Origin of the sequence: Streptomyces sp. NPDC091377 (assembly GCF_044757045.1) — a bacterium.
Lineage (GTDB): Bacteria > Actinomycetota > Actinomycetes > Streptomycetales > Streptomycetaceae > Streptomyces.
This window is the reverse complement of record NZ_JBIVUE010000041.1, coordinates 1-16,078: the sequence shown is the minus strand read 5'-3', so window position 1 is coordinate 16,078 and position 16,078 is coordinate 1. Positions and strand designations below refer to the sequence as shown.

The following is a 16,078-nucleotide window of genomic DNA, read 5'->3' as shown; positions in this document are numbered from 1 at the left end:
CCGCCTGAACCAGTCACACGACCTCTCAACAAACCAGCAACACACCAGGCCAGCCGCCACCCCGTACACCAACAAGCCCTCCCCCGAGCGTCAGGACGGCGACCAGCTCGCGCACATCCTCACGCGCCAGCCCAGCCGGAACGCCGCAGCCGGGAAGCCCGCCCTCAGCGCGGCCTCATGACAGCGACCGTCCGACCCGCCCCCGCCCTCCCCCTCCTCCCTACAGTCCCCCGCCCGTGCCACCCGGCCGGGCGGGCATCGCCCACCGAAAGGAATGCTGACGCATGAAGGTCTCCACCGCGGTCCTGCTCGCAGGAACCGCCGTCGCCGGAATCGGCACCGCGCGCTTTGCCCAGGAACGGCGCCACCAGCAGGAGAGGAACCACACGGCCCTCGCCCACAAACAGCTCGACTGGCTGAAGTGGACGACCAGCAACAGCGACCTGGCCAAGCTCTGGATGCCCGACGACGTGGACAGCGTCGAGGAGTACCAGCACATGCTGCACGCCAACCACCAGCTGTGCGCCCTCTCCCTGCGCCACCGGCTCGGCTTCGTCAACGACGAGAAGCTCCGCCTCCTCGCCTCCGTCCTCATGGCCCGTGAGGTCACCCGGAACTACTGGAAGCGGTTCGGCTCCTTCCGGGCCGAAGAGGCGGCGGGCGACAAGCGCGCCGAGCGGTTCACCGAGGCACTGGACACCGCCGCCAGGGCGCACACCACCGACTGACCGGCGTGCCCCCGCACACCTTCCCCGCCCCGACCGAAGCTGCGCCACCAGCGCGGCTCTTCCCAAGGAACGCCACATGAACGACAAGCCGAAGACCAGCCAGAACGACGACCCCCTCGCCGTGATGGGCCAGGCAGCCGCCGGCGCCGCAGACGCCTCGCGCAGTGACGCCGAGCGCGCGGCGGACGCGAGCCTGGTCAACCTCCTCGCCGACCACTTCAAGAGCCAGCCGGAACAAGGCAACAGCTGATCAACGGCCGCTCCCGCCAGAGGGCCTGACCGGCCACGGGGCGGGAGTGGCCCGCAACAGGTCCGCCTCCCGGCCCACGCCCTGTGAAGCAGCGGGCCGGGAGGCGGCACCCCACCACCGGCGTTCGGGGAACGCGGCACCACCCGCCTTCACCAGGGGCGCGCAAGCGCCCCACGCCGGTACCCCCGTCTGCTCCGTGAAGCTCCGAAGGCATAGGAGAAAGCCAGCATGACCACGGCACAGAGCACCTACCGCATCCCCCTGCCGGAGCCCTTGGCCGAACTCCTCGGCCGGCAGGTGACCGACCTCCCGCCAGCCGAACTCGACGGCGGCCTGCTGCGCGCCGACGTTCACGCCGCCTACGACCGCGTCCGCGCCGAGTCCCCAGAAGCACAGGCCCTCGTGCGCCGGTGCCGTGACCTCCTGGACGACCCCGACGGCGACGGGTTCGCCGTCCTGGAGGTCGGCGCCCTGCTGGCCCACTACGGCACGGACGACGGGCAGAAGGCCGCCACCGTCCTGCTGTCCTGGCTCGGTGCGCCCCTGCGCGCGTTCGACCGGTGGCCGCTGTGGAAGCCGCTCGGCACGAACCTGACCACCGACCCGATGCGCGCCACCGGCTCCGGGTACAACCCCCTGCACATCGACGTGGTGAACGCGACCGAACCCCCGGACTACAGCGCCCTGCTGTGCGTCCGGCCGGACCCGCGGGGCGAGGGGTACAGCATCGTCTCCCAGCTCCGCCGCGCCGTGGACCGGCTCAGCGAGAGCGAGCGCGCCTTCCTCGCGGAGCCGGTGTTCCACGACGGCGCGTTCTACGACCTGACCGGTGTCGGCAAGGAGTACGACCCGTTCCCCGGCCTCGACGGCCTGTCGCCGACGGAGGGCTTCGTACGGTTCACCGCGAAGATGCTCCCCGACATGAGCCTCTGGGACCCGCACACCAGCGCGGCCCGCGCACTGGAGCGGGAGCTGATCGCCGAGCAGCACAAGTTCCTCCTCGGCTTCGGGGACCTGATCGTCGTGAACCAGCACCTGTGCGTGCACAGCCGCGAGGCCCGGGGACACGGCCAGGAGGACGTGCCCGCTGAGCGGCGCCGCCTGCTGTGGCAGATGTTCCTGCGATCCGCGGAGGCCGTCGCCCGATGACAACCGCCGACCTGGAGATGCCGCTCACGGCGGCATCCCCGGCCGCCTCCGAGGAGCGGCCGACGATGGACCTGAAAGGTGTGGCTCTGCGACCTCACCTAGACCCAGCAGAACATGTCCGCCGCGCTGCTGCCCGCCGTCGCAGACGTGGGCGTCGTCCCCGTGCCCCTGGTGATGTCGGACCACATCCTCCATCGGCATCCCGTGAGCGCTCTCGCGCTCACGGGAACCCAAGGCTCCCTCTCCACCGTCGAGTGAGGCGAACACCTATGGAGAACGCGACACAACCAACTCTCGACGCCCACCGGACTACCACGGTTGCGGCCGGCGTGATCCTTCAGAACAGACGCCTTCTGCTCGTCAGACGGCGGGTGCCGAAAGGAGCGCCCACCTGGATGTTCCCGGCGGGGAAGGCCAAGCAGGGCGAGTCCCCCGAAGACGCCGTCATACGGGAGGTCAAGGAGGCGACGGGCCTCCTCGTCGCCGTCACGGAACAGCTCAGGGAGCGCGTCAACCCGGAAACCGGTGTCCGCATCCTCTACTTCGCCTGTGCGATCCAGTCCGGCAACGCCCACCGTGCAGCCCCCGACGAAATCGTCACGGTCCCCGACACTCCAGAGCCACTGCCCGCAGGGCCGGAGAAGGGTGGCCCGTCGTCGGCCTGCGCGGTTTTGCGGGCCTCCAGGGCGACCGCGTCCGCTGTCAGGGCCCCGGCCCGCAGGGCGGTGGCCAGCCCTGCGACCAGGTGCTCGTGCGGGATGTGCCGGGCCAGCAGCAGCACCTCAATCAGGGCCCGGGTGCCGTCCCGCTCACCGTGGACCCTGCGGGCCCTGAGCCCATCAGACGTCGTGGCGGCGCAGGTACGGCAGCGGGTCGATGTCGCTGCCGTAGCCGGTCCCGGTGCGGATCTCGAAGCGCAGGTTCCTTCGGTGATCCACTCCCAGGACAGCCGCCCGGTCTCCTGCAGGTGGCTGACCTCGTGGATCGGTGTGCCCGTAGTGCGAAAGCCCCGCACGTCACCGTTTGAGTTCTATTCGAGCACCCGCCAGTACGCCGCGGAGGACATCCTCAATGGGCGCTCCGGGGACCGGCACGCCGCTGGCGTCCGGGTCCAGGGGGTTCCGGAGCGCCAGGAGCAGCGGGTCCTCCAGCTCCAGCAGGGCATCGAGGGCGTCCGGGACGACAGGCAGCAGCAGGGTGCGGGTGACAGGCATCGGTCCCTCTCAGATCACGGCCGGTGACGGGACGTCCGGCGCATCCAGCCTCCCACCCACCGACCACCGGCTGTCCGCCTTTCGGTGCAGTCGCTTCCTGCCCGCCACGGCGCCGACGACCTCCCGAAGTCGGGGGTCGGTCTCCTGGGCGAAGCCGGCCGGGGCGGAGCTGTTTGAAGCCTCCCTCCACAGCGTGGCTTCGAAGGGCCGTACCTTCATCTCTTGCACAGCATCACTGGCGCATCAGGCGCGAGGCCGCCTCGGTGTTAAGGAGTTCCAGCGTTTCCTTCTGCGCCTCGAGTTCAGCCGGTGTCATCGTCATGCCGAGAGCCTAGGAGCCAGGGCCGGAAGGGCCGCAGCCCGCTCTACGGATCGTGTCGGCCAGCGGAAGCGACCCACGTCCCCTCAAGCTCTTTCGCGCGGCGGACCTCGCACTGATCGAGCAGCCGGGCGAAGTAGCTGTAGGCGGCCAGCCGCTCCATGCTCTCCTGCTCGGTCAGCTCATCGCGGGTGTGCGTCGCAACGTTCCTGACCGTGAGGTTCAGCCCGGTCGCGAGGTTGTTGAGCGCGCCGGCCAACGGCGCCAGACCGCCTCGTATGCTCTTGGTCGTCTGGTCCTCCACCGGGCCGGGCCAGGCGAGCTTGGGCTTGCCGGGCTCGGGGTCGCCCGCAGAGAGGATCTGCTGCCAGAACGAGATGTCGGTCACGTCGTTGCGGCCCAGACGTTCCTTCCAGTGCACGGTCAGTGCCTCCGACGCCTTTTGCACCGCAACCCGGTACTGATGGGTCGTCCAGTGCGCAGCCGCCGCCGTCCAGATCGCCTCTCGGTCAGGGGCGAGGGATGGAACGGGGTACCACGCGCGCAGCGTCCCGACGAATCAGGTCCGCCGCCTTCTCCGCGATCATCACGACCGGTGAGGCGGTATTCCCGGAAACGATCTCCGGCATGATCGACGCGTCGATCACGCGCAACCGATCGATCCCGTGCACCCTCAGGTCGGAGCCGACCACGGCACGATGGTCGTTGCCCATCCTGCACGTCCCGACTGGGTGGAAGATCGTCGTTCCGATGTTGCCCGCCTCCCGTGACAGCTCCCCGTCGGTGTCGACGTGGGGGCCGGGTCGCAGCTCCTCAGGGCGGTACTTGCGAAGCGCCGCAGTATTCATGATCCGACGCGCCTGCTTGATCGACGCCACCGCGACCTCCTTGTCGCGCGGCGCCGTCAGGTAGTTCAGCCGAACCTCGGGCTGAGTGCCGAGGTGGCGACTCACGATGTGGGTCGAACCGACGCTGTCGGGCCTGAGGTTGACCACGGACACTGTGATGGCGGGAAACGGATGCAGCGGATCTCCGAGTTTGTCCGTCGACAGGGGTTGCACGTGGTACTCGAGGTCAGGCCGGTCCAAGGAGGGATCGGACCTGGTGAACATTCCGAACTGGCTCGGCGCCATGGACATCGGTCCGCTGCGCCTCCAGGCGTACTCCATCCCGATGCGTAGCCTGCCCGAGAGGGAGTTCGCGATCGTGTTGAGCGTCGTGGCGCCATGCACCTTGAAAACCGTGCGAAGCTGCAGGTGGTCCTGCAGGTTCTCGCCCACCGCAGGATTGTCGTGGACAAGGTTGATGCCGTGCTCAGCCAGGATCGACGGCGACCCGATCCCCGACAGTTCAAGGATGCGTGGCGAGTTGATCGCACCGGCGGCGAGCAGGACCTCTGCGCCGGCGAAGGCGTCCCGGACCTCGTCGCCCCGGCGGTAGCGGACGCCGTGGGCGCGCTTTCCCTCGAACAGGATCTGCTCGGCGGTCGCGTTCGTCAGGATCCGCAGGTTGGGGCGCTTCTTGGCCGGTCGCAAGAAGCCCTTGGCGGTGTTCCAGCGCCACCCTTTGTGCTGGTTGACGTCGAAGAACCCAGTGCCCTCGTTGTCACCGGTGTTGAAGTCTTCACACGGCATGATCCCCAGTTCCGCTGCACCCGCCTGCACGGCGCGGAGTACGTCCCAGGTCAGCCGCTGGCGCGCCACCTTCCACTCGCCGCCCGAGCCGTGGAACGCCGACTTCCCACCGTGGTGGTCCTCGGACCTCATGAAGTAGGGCAAGACGTCCTCCCAGCCCCACCCGACGTTGCCCAGTTCTCGCCAGCGGTTGTAGTCGTTCGCCTGGCCGCGCATGTAGATCATGCCGTTGATCGAGGTGCAGCCTCCGAGTACCTTCCCGAGCGGGTAGGCCAGCGATCGGCCGTTCAGACCCGGTTCCGGGGCGGTCTTCATCCTCCAGTCCGTGCGTGGATTCCCGATGCAGTAGAGGTATCCGACCGGGATCTTGACCCAGTGGTAGTCGTCGCTCCCGCCGGCCTCGATCAGCAGAACTCGCGTTTGTGAATCCTCGCTCAGCCGGTTTGCCAGCACGCATCCTGCGGTGCCGGCTCCCACGATGATGTAGTCGTACCTGCCTTCGAGTGTGCGGGTACCGCCTCTCATACCGCTTCCTTCTTCTCGTCGGGTTCAGTCTTGTACCGGTGCTGGCGGGCCCAGAAGGGTTGCAGCGCCGTCACGAGTTCGCGATAGACCTCGTTGCGCCGGTCGTAGTGGTCCCTGAGATCAGTGTTCGGCTCGAAGACTTGTCGGAGCCGGGTCATGCTCGCGGCAGCTTCCTCGTAACCGGCGAACACGCCGACGCCGACGCCGGCGCCGATAGCCGCGCCGAGGGCACCGCACTCCTCGGCCTCGGGGACGTTGATCCGTACGCCGAGGCAGTCGGCGAACATCTGCGCCCAGGGCCCGCTGCGAGCGCCGCCCCCCGACAGCGTGGCTTGGTCGAACACGGCGCCCGCCGCCCGCAACACCTCGACGTGCCGTCGGTGCTCCAAGACGACGCCTTCGAACAGCGCCCGAAGCAGATGACCCTCACCGTGCCAGCCGGCCAATCCGTAGAAACCGGCTCGGTACTCGGCGCCCTTCGACGATCCGTACAGGAACGGATGGAAGTAGGGGTCGTCGAGCCGAGGAACGACCTCGGCGAGTCGGCGATGGCAGAAGCCGAAGGGGTCGTCGTGGTGACCGCCGCGCTCGACCAACTCGCGGACGTACCACTCCAGATGGGACGCGGAGGTGGCGCTGTTGGACATGTTCATGTACCGGCCGGACCCGAAAGCCGACACCATCTGGAGCTCACGGTCCACCACTGGCCCGCTCGAGACGAACTGGTTGACTGACCAGGTACCGACGATGATCGACGTGGCTCCTGGCGCGACGGCACCCGAGCCCAGCGCACTCGCGATGACATCGAAGTACCCGCCGACGACGGGCATCCCCTCCGCCAAACCGGTCTGGGCGGCCGCCTCCGCGGTCACCGTCCCGGCGATCTCGATCGGTTCGATCAGCGACGGCAGCAGATGCTCCATGCCTTGCAGCCCGTACAGGGACATCAGGCCGTCGTCGTAACGGCCCTCGCGCATGCGCAGCAGTCCGCAGCCGGACATGTCGGAGACGTCGCTGACCTTGCGGCCGGTCAGCTTGAAGGTGATGTAGTCCTTGCACAGCAGGAGCGTGCCTGCCCGCTCCATGGTCTGCGGTCGGTGGCGTCGCATCCACGAAAGGAGTACCGGCGTCTGTGCCGGCCACGGTTCTTGGAGCGACGCGGCGTGGAGGTCGTCCCCGTGCTCGGCGGCAAGCTCCTCGGCGAGTTCCGCCGCACGAGTGTCGATCGATTGAATCCCGATCAGCGGCCGGTCGTCCTGGTCGAGCAGGTAGAGGCCGTTGCCGTGCCCCGCACATCCCGCGGCGACGATCTGGGCGGGATCAATGCCGGCGTCGGAGATGCATCGGCGGATCGCCACGCTGGCATTCCGCCACAGGTCCTCCAGGTCTCGTTCGACGTGGCCGGGCTCGGGCCTCGCCGACTGCGCGTCGATGGCGCACGCTGAGACCTGCCGACCCTCCAGATCGAACACCACGGCCTTGATGACCGTGTTCCCGGCGTCGAGGCCGAGTAGGAAGCGCGCCGAGTCAGCCATTGTTGTAGATGTCCCATGCCTCGGCACCTGACACGCCGCGATGGACGATCGCCATCAGCGCGTTGACTATCGCCTTCGGGTTGTCGTGCTGGTAGACGTTGCGGCCGTACACCAGCCCGGAAGCGCCCTGCGCCATCAGCGCCGCCGACTTCGTCAGAACTGATCGGAGATCCTCCTTGCCGCCACCGCGCACCAGCACCGGCACCCTGGCTGCCTGGACCACGCGGTGGAATTCCTCCGGGTCGTCAGTGGGGTCGGCTTTGATGATGTCGGCCCCCATCTCACTGGCGAGGCGGACGAGCGTCACGATCTTCTCGGCGTCACCGTCCACTTGGTAGCCGCCACGCACCTCGTTGGGCAGCATGACCAACGGCTCGATCATGAGCGGCATGCCGTACTTGCTGCAGGAGGCGCGCACGCGGCTGATGTTCTCGACGCACTGCCGGAACAGCTCCGGCTCGTCGGGCAGCATGAAGAGATTGACCACCACGCAGGCCGCATCCATCTCCAGGGCACCTACGATCGGCTCATCATGGTTCTGCAGCATGGACCACATCACGCGATGGCGGGAACTGTTGTATGCATTGCCCATATCGATCCGCATGACGAGGGCCGGCTTGTCCCTGCCGGGCTCGCCCTGCAGCAGGTCGGCCTGGCCGTACGCCATCTGGATCGCGTCGGGCTTGGCTTCGACAAGGGACTTGACGACACTGGCCATGTCCTCCAGGCCGGTGAGGAAGCTCGGCTCGTTGCACACCCCGTGGTCGATGGCGACGTCGAGGCAACCTCCGTCGGCGAAGAGCCGGTTCATTCTGGCGGCGGTGCTCAGGCGCATTTCGCGGTCCTCTCGATCGTGCGTCGTTCCAGGGCATCGGCATCGACACCGTGATAGTTGCTGAGGTCCGCGATCAGCTCACCGATCTCGGTGTTGCGACGGGTCTCGTCCCAGCCGAGCTCACCGGCCGCGGCCGTGGCGATCGCTTTGATAAGCCCGCTGTCGATCGTTCCGGTGATCGCGATCGCCGTGCGGCGCATGATCAGGTCGCCGAGTCGCATCGCGTGCTCGTGCTGTACCAGAAAGGCGATCTCGGCTGCGGTCAGTTGGGTATCCACGCCGAGCGGCCGGTCGTCGGTGCGCTCGGTGCAGAACGCCATGACCTCCCGAGCCCTGGTCCCATACACGTCGACAAGGTGCTGGGCGCGCTCGTCGGAGATACCGAAATCCTGCGTCAGCTGCCTCTCGATGTACGGGGCACCCGCAAAGTCTCGCCCGCCGCCGATGGCAAGCTCGGTGGTGTCGGCCGTGCGAGGCCGGCCGAGCTCCGCCAGAACCGCATCGGTGGTGTGTTCCGCGAAGGCCCGGAAGGTCGTCCACTTCCCGCCGATCATGCAGAAGTGCGGAACGTCGCTGTCGACTCGGCGCACGAAGTGCCCACGCGAGATGCGGCCCGTGAAATCGTGGTCGCTCTTCGGCAGTGGCCGAATGCCGCTGTAGGTGTAGACGATCTGGTCGGCCGAGACGTCGACGGTCGGGAAAACGAGGCGCAGCGAGTCGAGGATGTAGTCACGCTCGTCGTCCTCGCAGCGCACCCGGTCCGTGCGTTCCACCTTGATGTCGGTAGAGCCGGCGAGCACTTTTCCGAGATACCCGAACACAATGCATACCCGGCCGTCGGAATTATCGAAATACACCATGTGTCCGTTGAGTGCTTCGTAGAGCTCGGGGTTGTCGAGAACGATGTGCGATCCCTTGGTGCCCGTGATCAGCTGGTCCGGGACAACGGCCGGGTCCAGAAGTTCGGAAAGCGACTCGTCGAGCCAGGCGCCGGTGGCGTTGACGACGGCGTTCGCCGTCACGGGGTACCGGTCACCGGTCTCGAGATCGGTCACCTCAAAACCGGGACCGTCGCACGTGATCCGGGCGTGGTTGAGCGCGATGGCGTCCTGGGCCAGGCGGCACGTATCGAGGACGAGTTCGACGCCGAGCCGTTCCGGGTAGCTGATCCAGGCGTCGTGGTACACGGCGGCGAACCGCAGCCGTGGCGTCAGCTTGGGCCAGCGCTGAAAGGCGGCTCGCGACCTGAGGAATCGGTGTCGCGGCAGCATGCGGCGCCGGCGGGTGACCCAGTCGTAGATGCCGAGTCCGGCTTTCACCGGCACCGCGCCGCGCCGGGCGGGTCGGTCGGTCACACCGAGGAAGCTCGCCGCGCCGTTCAACAGTCCGGAGAACACAGACGTGATCGGGATCGTGGTAGCCAGTGGCTTGACCAGATGCGGTGCGTTGCGGAGCAGTGCGTCGCGCTCCCGGAGGGACTCACGCACGAGGTCGAACTCGCCGTTCTCAAGGTAGCGCAGGCCGCCGTGGATCATCCGTGACGGAGCAGCGCTGCAACCGGAGCAAAAGTCGTTGCGCTCCACCAGCATCACCCGCAGACCCTGGAGCGCCAACTCTCGGAATACGCCGATGCCGTTGATACCTGCGCCGACCACGATGACGTCGAACGACCCGTCCGCGCCGAGCGCGGTGAAGGCTGTGTCTCTGGATTTGGGCATGGATGCTCCTCGCACCGGCGACCGCCTTGGGCGGCCGGTCGATCGGGGCGACGTTCGGTCGACGCTCAGGCGTCGAGATCGGTCAGATGGGCCGTCACCGCGTTGTCGATCGCGGTGACGTCGTCGGTCGACAGGCGGATGCGGCCCGCCCCGGCGTTCTCGCGCGCCTGGCCGGGACTGCGCGCGCCGCACAGCGCGTGGGTGATCCCCGGCTGTTGCACCGTCCACGCGATGACCACCTGCGCCACCGTCGCGGCGTGGGCTTCGGCGACGGGCATGATCGCCTCCATGAGGCGAGCCACCTTCACCCGGTTTGCGAGGGAGAAACGGGGGTTGTCCTTGCGCTGGTCGTCGCCGGAGAACGTCCGCTCCGGTCCCATCCTCCCCGTGAGGAGACCGAGCGCCAACGAGGAGTAGCTCAGGGTCGATACACCGTGCTCAGCAGCGATCGGCAGCAGTGTCGTCTCGATGTCGCGCTTGACCATCGAGTACTCCTCCTCGATGGCGTCGAGCACGCCGGTCGCCGCATAGGCCCGGAGTTCGCTCTGGGAGACATTGCTCGCGCCGATCGACCTGATCTTGCCCTGGTCCCGAAGCTGGACGAGTGCCTCCACTGTCTCCTCGACGGGTGTCGTGGGATCCTGCCAGTGCGTGATGTAGTGATCGATCCGGTCGGTGCCGAGGCGCTGCAGGCTCCGCTCCACCTCGTACACGATCGACTCCTTGCCGAGATGCCGGTGCACTGGTCGGCCGTCATAGTCGAAGAAGTGTTTGCCCTGCTGCGAGTGCCAGACGAGCCCGCACTTCGTCGCCAGCACCACCTCGTCACGACGATGCCTGATCGCCATACCGACGATCTCCTCGGCGCGGCCCAGGCCATAGGCAGGGGCGGTGTCGATCAGCGAGACCCCCTCATCGAGCGAGGCCTGGATGGCAGCGATCGATTCCGCTTCGTCGGTGCCGCCCCACATCCAGCCTCCGATCGCCCAGGTTCCCAGACCGACGACGGATGCCTCGATCGTCGAGCTGCCCAAGGGGCGGATCTGCATCTCAGTTGTCATGTCCCACATCTCCGATCGAAGCGAGCACCGACGACGCCGTTTCGTCGTCGGTGATGAGGGAGTTGATGAGGCCACCGGCCAGCACGGCTCGAATGGGCTGGACCTTCTCCGGTCCGGCCGCCACACCGATCGCGTTCGGGCACGTCGACAGCTCGGTCGGGTGGAGCGCCACGAGTCGCGAGTTGAGGGGGGAATCCACCACCGATCCGTCGTTGCCGATGAGGTGAGCGAGGAACTCGCCGCTGGCGTCGCCACCGAACAGCAGCGCGCGCTCGGAGCTCGACACGGGGATCAGGTCGTGGTAGCTCGAGCCCTCGGTCATGATCGAACCGATGCCGACAAGCGCCACCCGGGCACGGCGGGCAAGGTCGAAGACCTGCCGGATCGAGCCGACCTGCATCAGCGTGTCCCGCTGCGCACGGTTCTCCGCGAACAGTGGTGCGTGCTGCAGCATCGCGGTGCCGCCGAGCTTGTCGGCGAGCCGCGTCGCCAGGTGGTTGACATCGATGAAGTGGTTGCCCTGCACGCCCCCCGTCAGGGGCACAACCGTGACATCGAACGCGCGGTCCGGTGCGAGATTCTCGACGACGGCGCGCAGCGCCTTCCCACCGGTCATCGCGATCACGTCGCCGTCACGGATCGTCTCCAGCAGCTCGTCGGCGGCGGCACGGCCGACCGCATGCAGATTGGTGTCCGGATTTCCGGGGACCGAAGGCGCCACCACCACCTTGGCGAGCCCGGTGGCCCCAGCCAGCTCACTCTCGAGATCGAGCTGTGCCTGGATGCGGCTCTCAACAGAGATCTTGACCATGCCGAGCTCCCGCCCCCGCCTGATCAACCGGTTGACCTTCGACGTCGACAGATTGAGGCGCTTGGCGATGTGCGCCTGCTTGACCCCCTCAACGAAATGGAGCGTCAGCACGGTATGGATCAGGCGGAGGGTCGCGAACTCGTCCTTGTCCTCGTTCATGCCGACCTACCAGTTGACCGTCGACGGGTCAGGTAGTGGTCGATCAACAACGCCGCGAGCAGGATGGAGCCGCGAACGACCTCCTGCCAGTAGACCGAGACATCGAGTAGTACGAGCGAACTCGACACCACGGAGAGCAGGATCGTACCCAGCGTCGCGCCGAGGATCGTCCCTGATCCGCCCGAGAGGCTGGCACCACCGATGACTGCCGCGGCGATCACGCTCAGCTCCATGCCAATCCCGAACGTTGGCTGCGCAGACCCGAAGCGCGCCAGGTAGATGATCCCGGCTATGCCGCAGAGCGCGGAGCACAAGGTGGTGGTCAGGAAGATGACCCGCTTGGTGCGAATCCCGGAATAGGCGGCAGCCTTCTCGTTGCTGCCGGTATAGAAGACTTTCCGGAATGCCGTCGTACGGCGCAACATGAAGTCGAACGCGACGACCACGAGCACGAAGATGAGAATGACGATCGGGATCGGGCCGACCGTGCCCTGCCCGATGAACTTGAAACTCGCCGGTAGATCGTACAGACCCAGCGGCCGCCCACCCGTGAAGAGCAGGCACAGACCCCGTGCGATCACCAACACGGCGAGTGTCACGACGAAGTGATGCAACCCCACCTTGGTGACCAAGAAACCCATGGCGGCGCCGACGGCGACACTGACCAGGACCGCGACGCCCGATGCCAGCCAAGGGTCGACGCCCTGCAGGAAGAGCCACCCGGCAACCACCATCGCCAACGCCGTCACCGAACCCACCGACAGGTCGATCCCCCCGGAGATGAGCAAGACGGTCATCCCGACGACGACGATGCCGTCCACGGCGAAGGCCATGGCCATCGCCTCCATGTTCTCCCAGGTCAGGAAGTGTGGGGAGGCCAACGACATAGCGATGACGAGGGCAAGCAGGATCACGATCAGCCCAGTCTCACGCATCTTGAGGAAGCGTTCGGCCCGGGACCTCAGCCTGGGCTGCGCCCTCCCCCGCTGCTCGACCGTGCCGACGGAGTTTGCTCCTCCGGTCAACGCCGCCTGTCCGGATCTGGTCATCACACCGCCCCCTGCTTCCGCTCGGCAATCGAAGCCAAGTGCATGATGTTCTCTTCCGTCATCGCATCGCCCACGACCTCGCCACTGACCTCGCCCTCGCGGACGACGATCACCCGATCACACACACCGATCAGTTCCGGCAGTTCGGATGAGATGACGACGATTCCGATGCCGTCGCGCGCCAGATCGCGCAAGATGGTGTAGATCTCGGCCTTGGCACCGACATCGACGCCGCGCGTCGGCTCGTCCAGGAAGATCACCTGTGGGTTGACCGCCAGCAGTTTGGCGAGGGCAACCTTCTGCTGGTTCCCCCCGGACAGCGTCGACACGTCATGGTCCAGCTGGTCGAACTTGATCTTCAACTCCCGACCGACACGATCGGCAAGCTGCCGCTCGCGGCGACGGCTGATGATGCCGTAGCGCGAGACCTGGCGCAGAGACATCGCGGACGAGTTCGCAGCGATCGACATGTTGAGGAAGACGCCGCTGCCCTTGCGGTCCTCGGACAGGTAGAGGATGCCGTGGGCGATGCAGTCCTGGTAGTCCCGAGGGTCGAGCCGCTGTCCCTTGAGACGCACCTCTCCGGTCACGTCACCCTCCAGCCGGCAGATGCCCTTGGCGATCTCGCTGCGGCCCGCGCCGATGAGTCCGGCGAACCCGAGGATCTCACCTTGCTTGACCTCGAAGGAGACGTCGCGGAACCGTCGCCGCTCGGTCAGGCCGTGCACCGACAGGATCACGTCGGCGGCGCGCTCCTCCTCGCGCTGCTTGTGCGGATACTGGCGGTCGAGCACGCGGCCCACCATGGACTTGACGAGCTCCGAGGGCGTCGTCTCGGCAACGTCGCGCGTCATGATGTGCTCGCCATCCCGGAGTACCGAGACCCGGTCACAGTTCTCGAAGATCTCGACCAAACGGTGGGAGATGTAGATGATGGAAATGCCGCGGGCGGTGAGCTCACGCGTGATGCCGAAGAGTGCCTGTGCCTCGCGTTCAGTGAGGGATGCCGTCGGTTCGTCGAGGATCAACACCCGGCAATCCAGCGTCAGCGCCTTGGCGATCTCGACCAACTGCTGGTTCGAGATCGACAGGTCTCGCACCAACGCCCTCGGATCGATGTTTCCGAGCTGACGGAGGACGTCGCCCGCCCGCCGCTCGACGGTGTCGGTATCCATCAGGAACGAACGGCTGGAGTTGGTGGCAGCCATGAACATGTTCTCCGCCACGGTCACGTCCGGGCACAGCTCGATCTCCTGATGGACGAACCCGATGCCCAGCTTCTGGGCCACCGCCGGCGAGGTGATGTCGACTCGTCGTCCGTCGAGGAGGATCTCGCCGCTGTCGGGCTGCAAGATCCCGTCGATGATGTTCATCAGTGTGGATTTGCCGGCACCGTTCTCGCCGGCGATAGCATGCATTTCGCCCCTGCGCAGTCCGAAGCTGACGGACTTCAGTGCATGGACCGCGGCGAACGACTTGCTGACGTTCTTGATCTCGAGAATCGTCTCCGATTTCATGGGTCCTTCCCCGCGGTCGACTGCAGAAGAGGGGGCGCGTCGGCCGGGAAACTCAATTCCTGTCCCGGCCCTTCATGTACGCGTCCAGGTCGAACGAATCCGCGTTGGCCTTGGTGATCACGGAGTACCCGTTGTCGATGAACGGGACCTGCGCCGGGTTGTAGCCGGACTTCTTGTAGTCGTTGAATGGGTCGATCACGTCGGGATGGGCCGCCATGAACAACGTAAGGAATCCCATGTATCCCTGGATCCCCTGGTTCGGATTGATCGCCATGAGGGTGCGGCCGTCCCGGATGTGAGCGAGCGTGGTCGGCGTGATGTCGGCGTGGACGATCTTCACGTCGGCCTTGGCCTCACGCACGGCTGCGACGGCGCCCTCGGCGGACCCGGCCTCGGGAATCCACATCGCGTCCAGCTCGGGGTTGGCCTGCAGGATCGCCCCGGTGGCCTGGTATGCCTTGTTGCTGTCCTGGTTCGTCGCCTGTCTACCGACCAGCTTCATCCCTGGATGGTTCTTCTCCATGTATGAGACGAACGCCTTCACGCGAACGTCATGGTTGCTCTGACCGGGGTTCTCCAGCACGGCATACTGGCCGTTCTCGCCGACCGCTTTGACGATCTCCTTGGCCGCAAACTCGGCCTCGGCCACATTGTCCGAGGTGACGTAGGAGGTGCGCTTGGACCTCGGCGAGTCGGCCGCGAAGGTGACCACCTGGACGTCCTTGGTGATGGCGGCGTTGATCGGCTCAACAAAAGGATCGGACTGCATCGGGTGCAGCAGAACACCTGCCGGGCTCTTGACGACGTCCTGCTCGAACGAGGCGATCTGCTTCGTGATGTCGTAGTCCGGGGTGCCGGAGAAGGAAGTCTCGCATCCCAACGCCTCTGCCGCCTGCTTGAAGCCTTGGTACACCGGCACCCAGTACGGATGGGCGGACACCATCACGTTCATCACGTAGGTCTCCCCTTCCGCGCATCGGAATCCTTTCCCGACCTTTACCGGTGCGTTGTCTGCGGAACAGCCTGTCAAGGCAGTTGCTGCAATCGCTGCGACCAACACCGCGACGATGCGAGTTTTCTTCATCAGCTTGCTCCTCAGAGTTGAAGCGATGCGAGTTGCTGGAGCATGACAGCGCCGGGAACCCAATGCAAGCAATGTCAGCCCCTGGGATTTATTGCAGTCCACTCGCTCGTCGGAGGCCCACCTCCGGAATGGTCACGGTGTGCAGTGGCTCAGACTCAGATTTGTGGAGTCTTCAAAGTTGAGCGGTGCGGAGGTGCCCACGGGCTCGGCGAGTCGTGACACAGCGTGTGCGCAGCCGCTGGTCCGTCGCGTTGCGGAACCCGGAGACGGCGCGGGCGACAAACTTGATCACGCGGTTGATGCCCTCGCTCTTGGCGTTGCCGTGCCCGGTGTCGATGAACGCGGCGACCTCGTTCCACCAGCGGTCCACGGTTAACTACAGGAGCTTCTTCCCCCAGGGTCTTTGAGAAGTGATCTTGTGTCCGGGTTCGTCAGGTCAGTCCGAGGGCGGTGAGGGGCCGCTGGTGGTCACGGCCGGTGCGGCGGAGGG

Annotated in this window: 18 protein-coding genes and 1 pseudogene; 6 read left to right on the top strand and 13 right to left on the bottom strand. The window is 66.4% G+C overall.

The window, feature by feature from the left end:
• From ACIQNG_RS38805 to ACIQNG_RS38780, 6 genes and pseudogenes are all read left to right on the top strand, one after another.
• Nucleotides 1-181, top strand: a 181-nt coding sequence (locus ACIQNG_RS38805) for a hypothetical protein (protein ID WP_401491905.1), incomplete at its 5' end; no start/stop codon positions are given.
• A gap of 103 nt (nucleotides 182-284) precedes the next feature.
• Nucleotides 285-728 (top strand): DUF6082 family protein, encoded by a 444-nt coding sequence (locus tag ACIQNG_RS38800; protein ID WP_401491902.1) that lies wholly within the window; start codon nucleotides 285-287, stop codon nucleotides 726-728.
• 76 nt (nucleotides 729-804) lie between these two features.
• Nucleotides 805-978 carry a hypothetical protein gene (locus tag ACIQNG_RS38795; RefSeq protein WP_401491900.1) on the top strand — a complete coding sequence of 58 codons (174 nt, stop codon included), beginning with the start codon at nucleotides 805-807 and terminating at the stop codon, nucleotides 976-978.
• 228 nt (nucleotides 979-1,206) lie between these two features.
• On the top strand, nucleotides 1,207-2,127 hold the full coding sequence (locus tag ACIQNG_RS38790) for a hypothetical protein (protein WP_401491898.1): 921 nt from the start codon (nucleotides 1,207-1,209) through the stop codon (nucleotides 2,125-2,127).
• A 114-nt stretch (nucleotides 2,128-2,241) separates the two neighbouring features.
• Nucleotides 2,242-2,385, top strand: coding sequence for a hypothetical protein (locus tag ACIQNG_RS38785; protein WP_401491895.1), 144 nt, complete (start codon nucleotides 2,242-2,244; stop codon nucleotides 2,383-2,385).
• An 11-nt stretch (nucleotides 2,386-2,396) separates the two neighbouring features.
• A pseudogene (locus ACIQNG_RS38780) lies at nucleotides 2,397-2,669 on the top strand (NUDIX hydrolase); the annotation flags it as partial.
• On the opposite strand, the gene ACIQNG_RS38775 reads toward ACIQNG_RS38780, so the two are convergent.
• The 13 genes from ACIQNG_RS38775 to ACIQNG_RS38715 form a co-directional block, all read right to left on the bottom strand.
• Nucleotides 2,666-2,908, bottom strand: a complete 243-nt coding sequence (locus tag ACIQNG_RS38775; RefSeq protein ID WP_401491912.1) for a hypothetical protein — start codon at nucleotides 2,906-2,908, stop codon at nucleotides 2,666-2,668. The pseudogene ACIQNG_RS38780 and the gene ACIQNG_RS38775 sit on opposite strands and share 4 nt — an antisense overlap.
• 235 nt (nucleotides 2,909-3,143) lie before the next feature.
• On the bottom strand, nucleotides 3,144-3,341 hold the full coding sequence (locus ACIQNG_RS38770; protein ID WP_401491909.1) for a hypothetical protein: 198 nt from the start codon (nucleotides 3,339-3,341) through the stop codon (nucleotides 3,144-3,146).
• A 365-nt stretch (nucleotides 3,342-3,706) separates the two neighbouring features.
• Nucleotides 3,707-4,159 (bottom strand): TIGR02391 family protein, encoded by a 453-nt coding sequence (locus ACIQNG_RS38765; RefSeq protein WP_401491906.1) that lies wholly within the window; start codon nucleotides 4,157-4,159, stop codon nucleotides 3,707-3,709.
• Between the two features lie 10 nt (nucleotides 4,160-4,169).
• Complete coding sequence (locus ACIQNG_RS38760; protein ID WP_401491894.1) at nucleotides 4,170-5,819, bottom strand: GMC family oxidoreductase; 1,650 nt, start codon at nucleotides 5,817-5,819, stop codon at nucleotides 4,170-4,172.
• Nucleotides 5,816-7,354, bottom strand: a complete 1,539-nt coding sequence (locus tag ACIQNG_RS38755) for an FGGY-family carbohydrate kinase (protein WP_401491891.1) — start codon at nucleotides 7,352-7,354, stop codon at nucleotides 5,816-5,818. The genes ACIQNG_RS38760 and ACIQNG_RS38755 overlap by 4 nt, the downstream gene beginning before the upstream one ends.
• Nucleotides 7,347-8,189, bottom strand: coding sequence for a class I fructose-bisphosphate aldolase (locus ACIQNG_RS38750; protein ID WP_401491889.1), 843 nt, complete (start codon nucleotides 8,187-8,189; stop codon nucleotides 7,347-7,349). The genes ACIQNG_RS38755 and ACIQNG_RS38750 overlap by 8 nt, the downstream gene beginning before the upstream one ends.
• Complete coding sequence (locus ACIQNG_RS38745; RefSeq protein ID WP_401491887.1) at nucleotides 8,180-9,907, bottom strand: glycerol-3-phosphate dehydrogenase/oxidase; 1,728 nt, start codon at nucleotides 9,905-9,907, stop codon at nucleotides 8,180-8,182. The genes ACIQNG_RS38750 and ACIQNG_RS38745 overlap by 10 nt, the downstream gene beginning before the upstream one ends.
• A 65-nt stretch (nucleotides 9,908-9,972) precedes the next feature.
• Entirely contained in the window at nucleotides 9,973-10,968 is a 996-nt protein-coding gene (locus tag ACIQNG_RS38740) for an aldo/keto reductase (protein WP_401491884.1), read from the bottom strand.
• A complete protein-coding gene (locus ACIQNG_RS38735) occupies nucleotides 10,958-11,938 on the bottom strand; it encodes a sugar-binding transcriptional regulator (protein ID WP_401491882.1) in 981 nt (326 codons plus the stop codon). The genes ACIQNG_RS38740 and ACIQNG_RS38735 overlap by 11 nt, the downstream gene beginning before the upstream one ends.
• Nucleotides 11,935-12,987, bottom strand: coding sequence for an ABC transporter permease (locus ACIQNG_RS38730; protein WP_401491879.1), 1,053 nt, complete (start codon nucleotides 12,985-12,987; stop codon nucleotides 11,935-11,937). Before ACIQNG_RS38730 ends, ACIQNG_RS38735 begins: the two co-directional genes overlap by 4 nt.
• Nucleotides 12,987-14,504, bottom strand: coding sequence for a sugar ABC transporter ATP-binding protein (locus tag ACIQNG_RS38725; protein WP_401491877.1), 1,518 nt, complete (start codon nucleotides 14,502-14,504; stop codon nucleotides 12,987-12,989). The genes ACIQNG_RS38730 and ACIQNG_RS38725 overlap by 1 nt, the downstream gene beginning before the upstream one ends.
• A 52-nt stretch (nucleotides 14,505-14,556) precedes the next feature.
• Nucleotides 14,557-15,588 (bottom strand): substrate-binding domain-containing protein, encoded by a 1,032-nt coding sequence (locus tag ACIQNG_RS38720; RefSeq protein ID WP_401491875.1) that lies wholly within the window; start codon nucleotides 15,586-15,588, stop codon nucleotides 14,557-14,559.
• A 172-nt stretch (nucleotides 15,589-15,760) separates the two neighbouring features.
• The gene (locus tag ACIQNG_RS38715) at nucleotides 15,761-15,958 is read right to left on the bottom strand and encodes a transposase (protein WP_401491874.1); all 198 of its coding nucleotides are present in this window, start codon (nucleotides 15,956-15,958) and stop codon (nucleotides 15,761-15,763) included.
• Nucleotides 15,959-16,078 lie beyond the last annotated feature (120 nt).

Bases quoted from the DNA above. Each gene is read 5' to 3' on its own strand.
- ACIQNG_RS38800 (WP_401491902.1), top strand. From the start codon at position 285: ATGAAGGTCTCCACCGCGGTCCTGCTCGCAGGAACCGCCGTCGCCGGA.
- ACIQNG_RS38795 (WP_401491900.1), top strand. From the start codon at position 805: ATGAACGACAAGCCGAAGACCAGCCAGAACGACGACCCCCTCGCCGTG.
- ACIQNG_RS38790 (WP_401491898.1), top strand. From the start codon at position 1,207: ATGACCACGGCACAGAGCACCTACCGCATCCCCCTGCCGGAGCCCTTG.
- ACIQNG_RS38785 (WP_401491895.1), top strand. From the start codon at position 2,242: ATGTCCGCCGCGCTGCTGCCCGCCGTCGCAGACGTGGGCGTCGTCCCC.
- ACIQNG_RS38770 (WP_401491909.1), bottom strand. From the start codon at position 3,341: ATGCCTGTCACCCGCACCCTGCTGCTGCCTGTCGTCCCGGACGCCCTC.
- ACIQNG_RS38760 (WP_401491894.1), bottom strand. From the start codon at position 5,819: ATGAGAGGCGGTACCCGCACACTCGAAGGCAGGTACGACTACATCATC.
- ACIQNG_RS38755 (WP_401491891.1), bottom strand. From the start codon at position 7,354: ATGGCTGACTCGGCGCGCTTCCTACTCGGCCTCGACGCCGGGAACACG.
- ACIQNG_RS38750 (WP_401491889.1), bottom strand. From the start codon at position 8,189: ATGCGCCTGAGCACCGCCGCCAGAATGAACCGGCTCTTCGCCGACGGA.
- ACIQNG_RS38745 (WP_401491887.1), bottom strand. From the start codon at position 9,907: ATGCCCAAATCCAGAGACACAGCCTTCACCGCGCTCGGCGCGGACGGG.
- ACIQNG_RS38740 (WP_401491884.1), bottom strand. From the start codon at position 10,968: ATGACAACTGAGATGCAGATCCGCCCCTTGGGCAGCTCGACGATCGAG.
- ACIQNG_RS38735 (WP_401491882.1), bottom strand. From the start codon at position 11,938: ATGAACGAGGACAAGGACGAGTTCGCGACCCTCCGCCTGATCCATACC.
- ACIQNG_RS38730 (WP_401491879.1), bottom strand. From the start codon at position 12,987: ATGACCAGATCCGGACAGGCGGCGTTGACCGGAGGAGCAAACTCCGTC.
- ACIQNG_RS38725 (WP_401491877.1), bottom strand. From the start codon at position 14,504: ATGAAATCGGAGACGATTCTCGAGATCAAGAACGTCAGCAAGTCGTTC.
- ACIQNG_RS38720 (WP_401491875.1), bottom strand. From the start codon at position 15,588: ATGAAGAAAACTCGCATCGTCGCGGTGTTGGTCGCAGCGATTGCAGCA.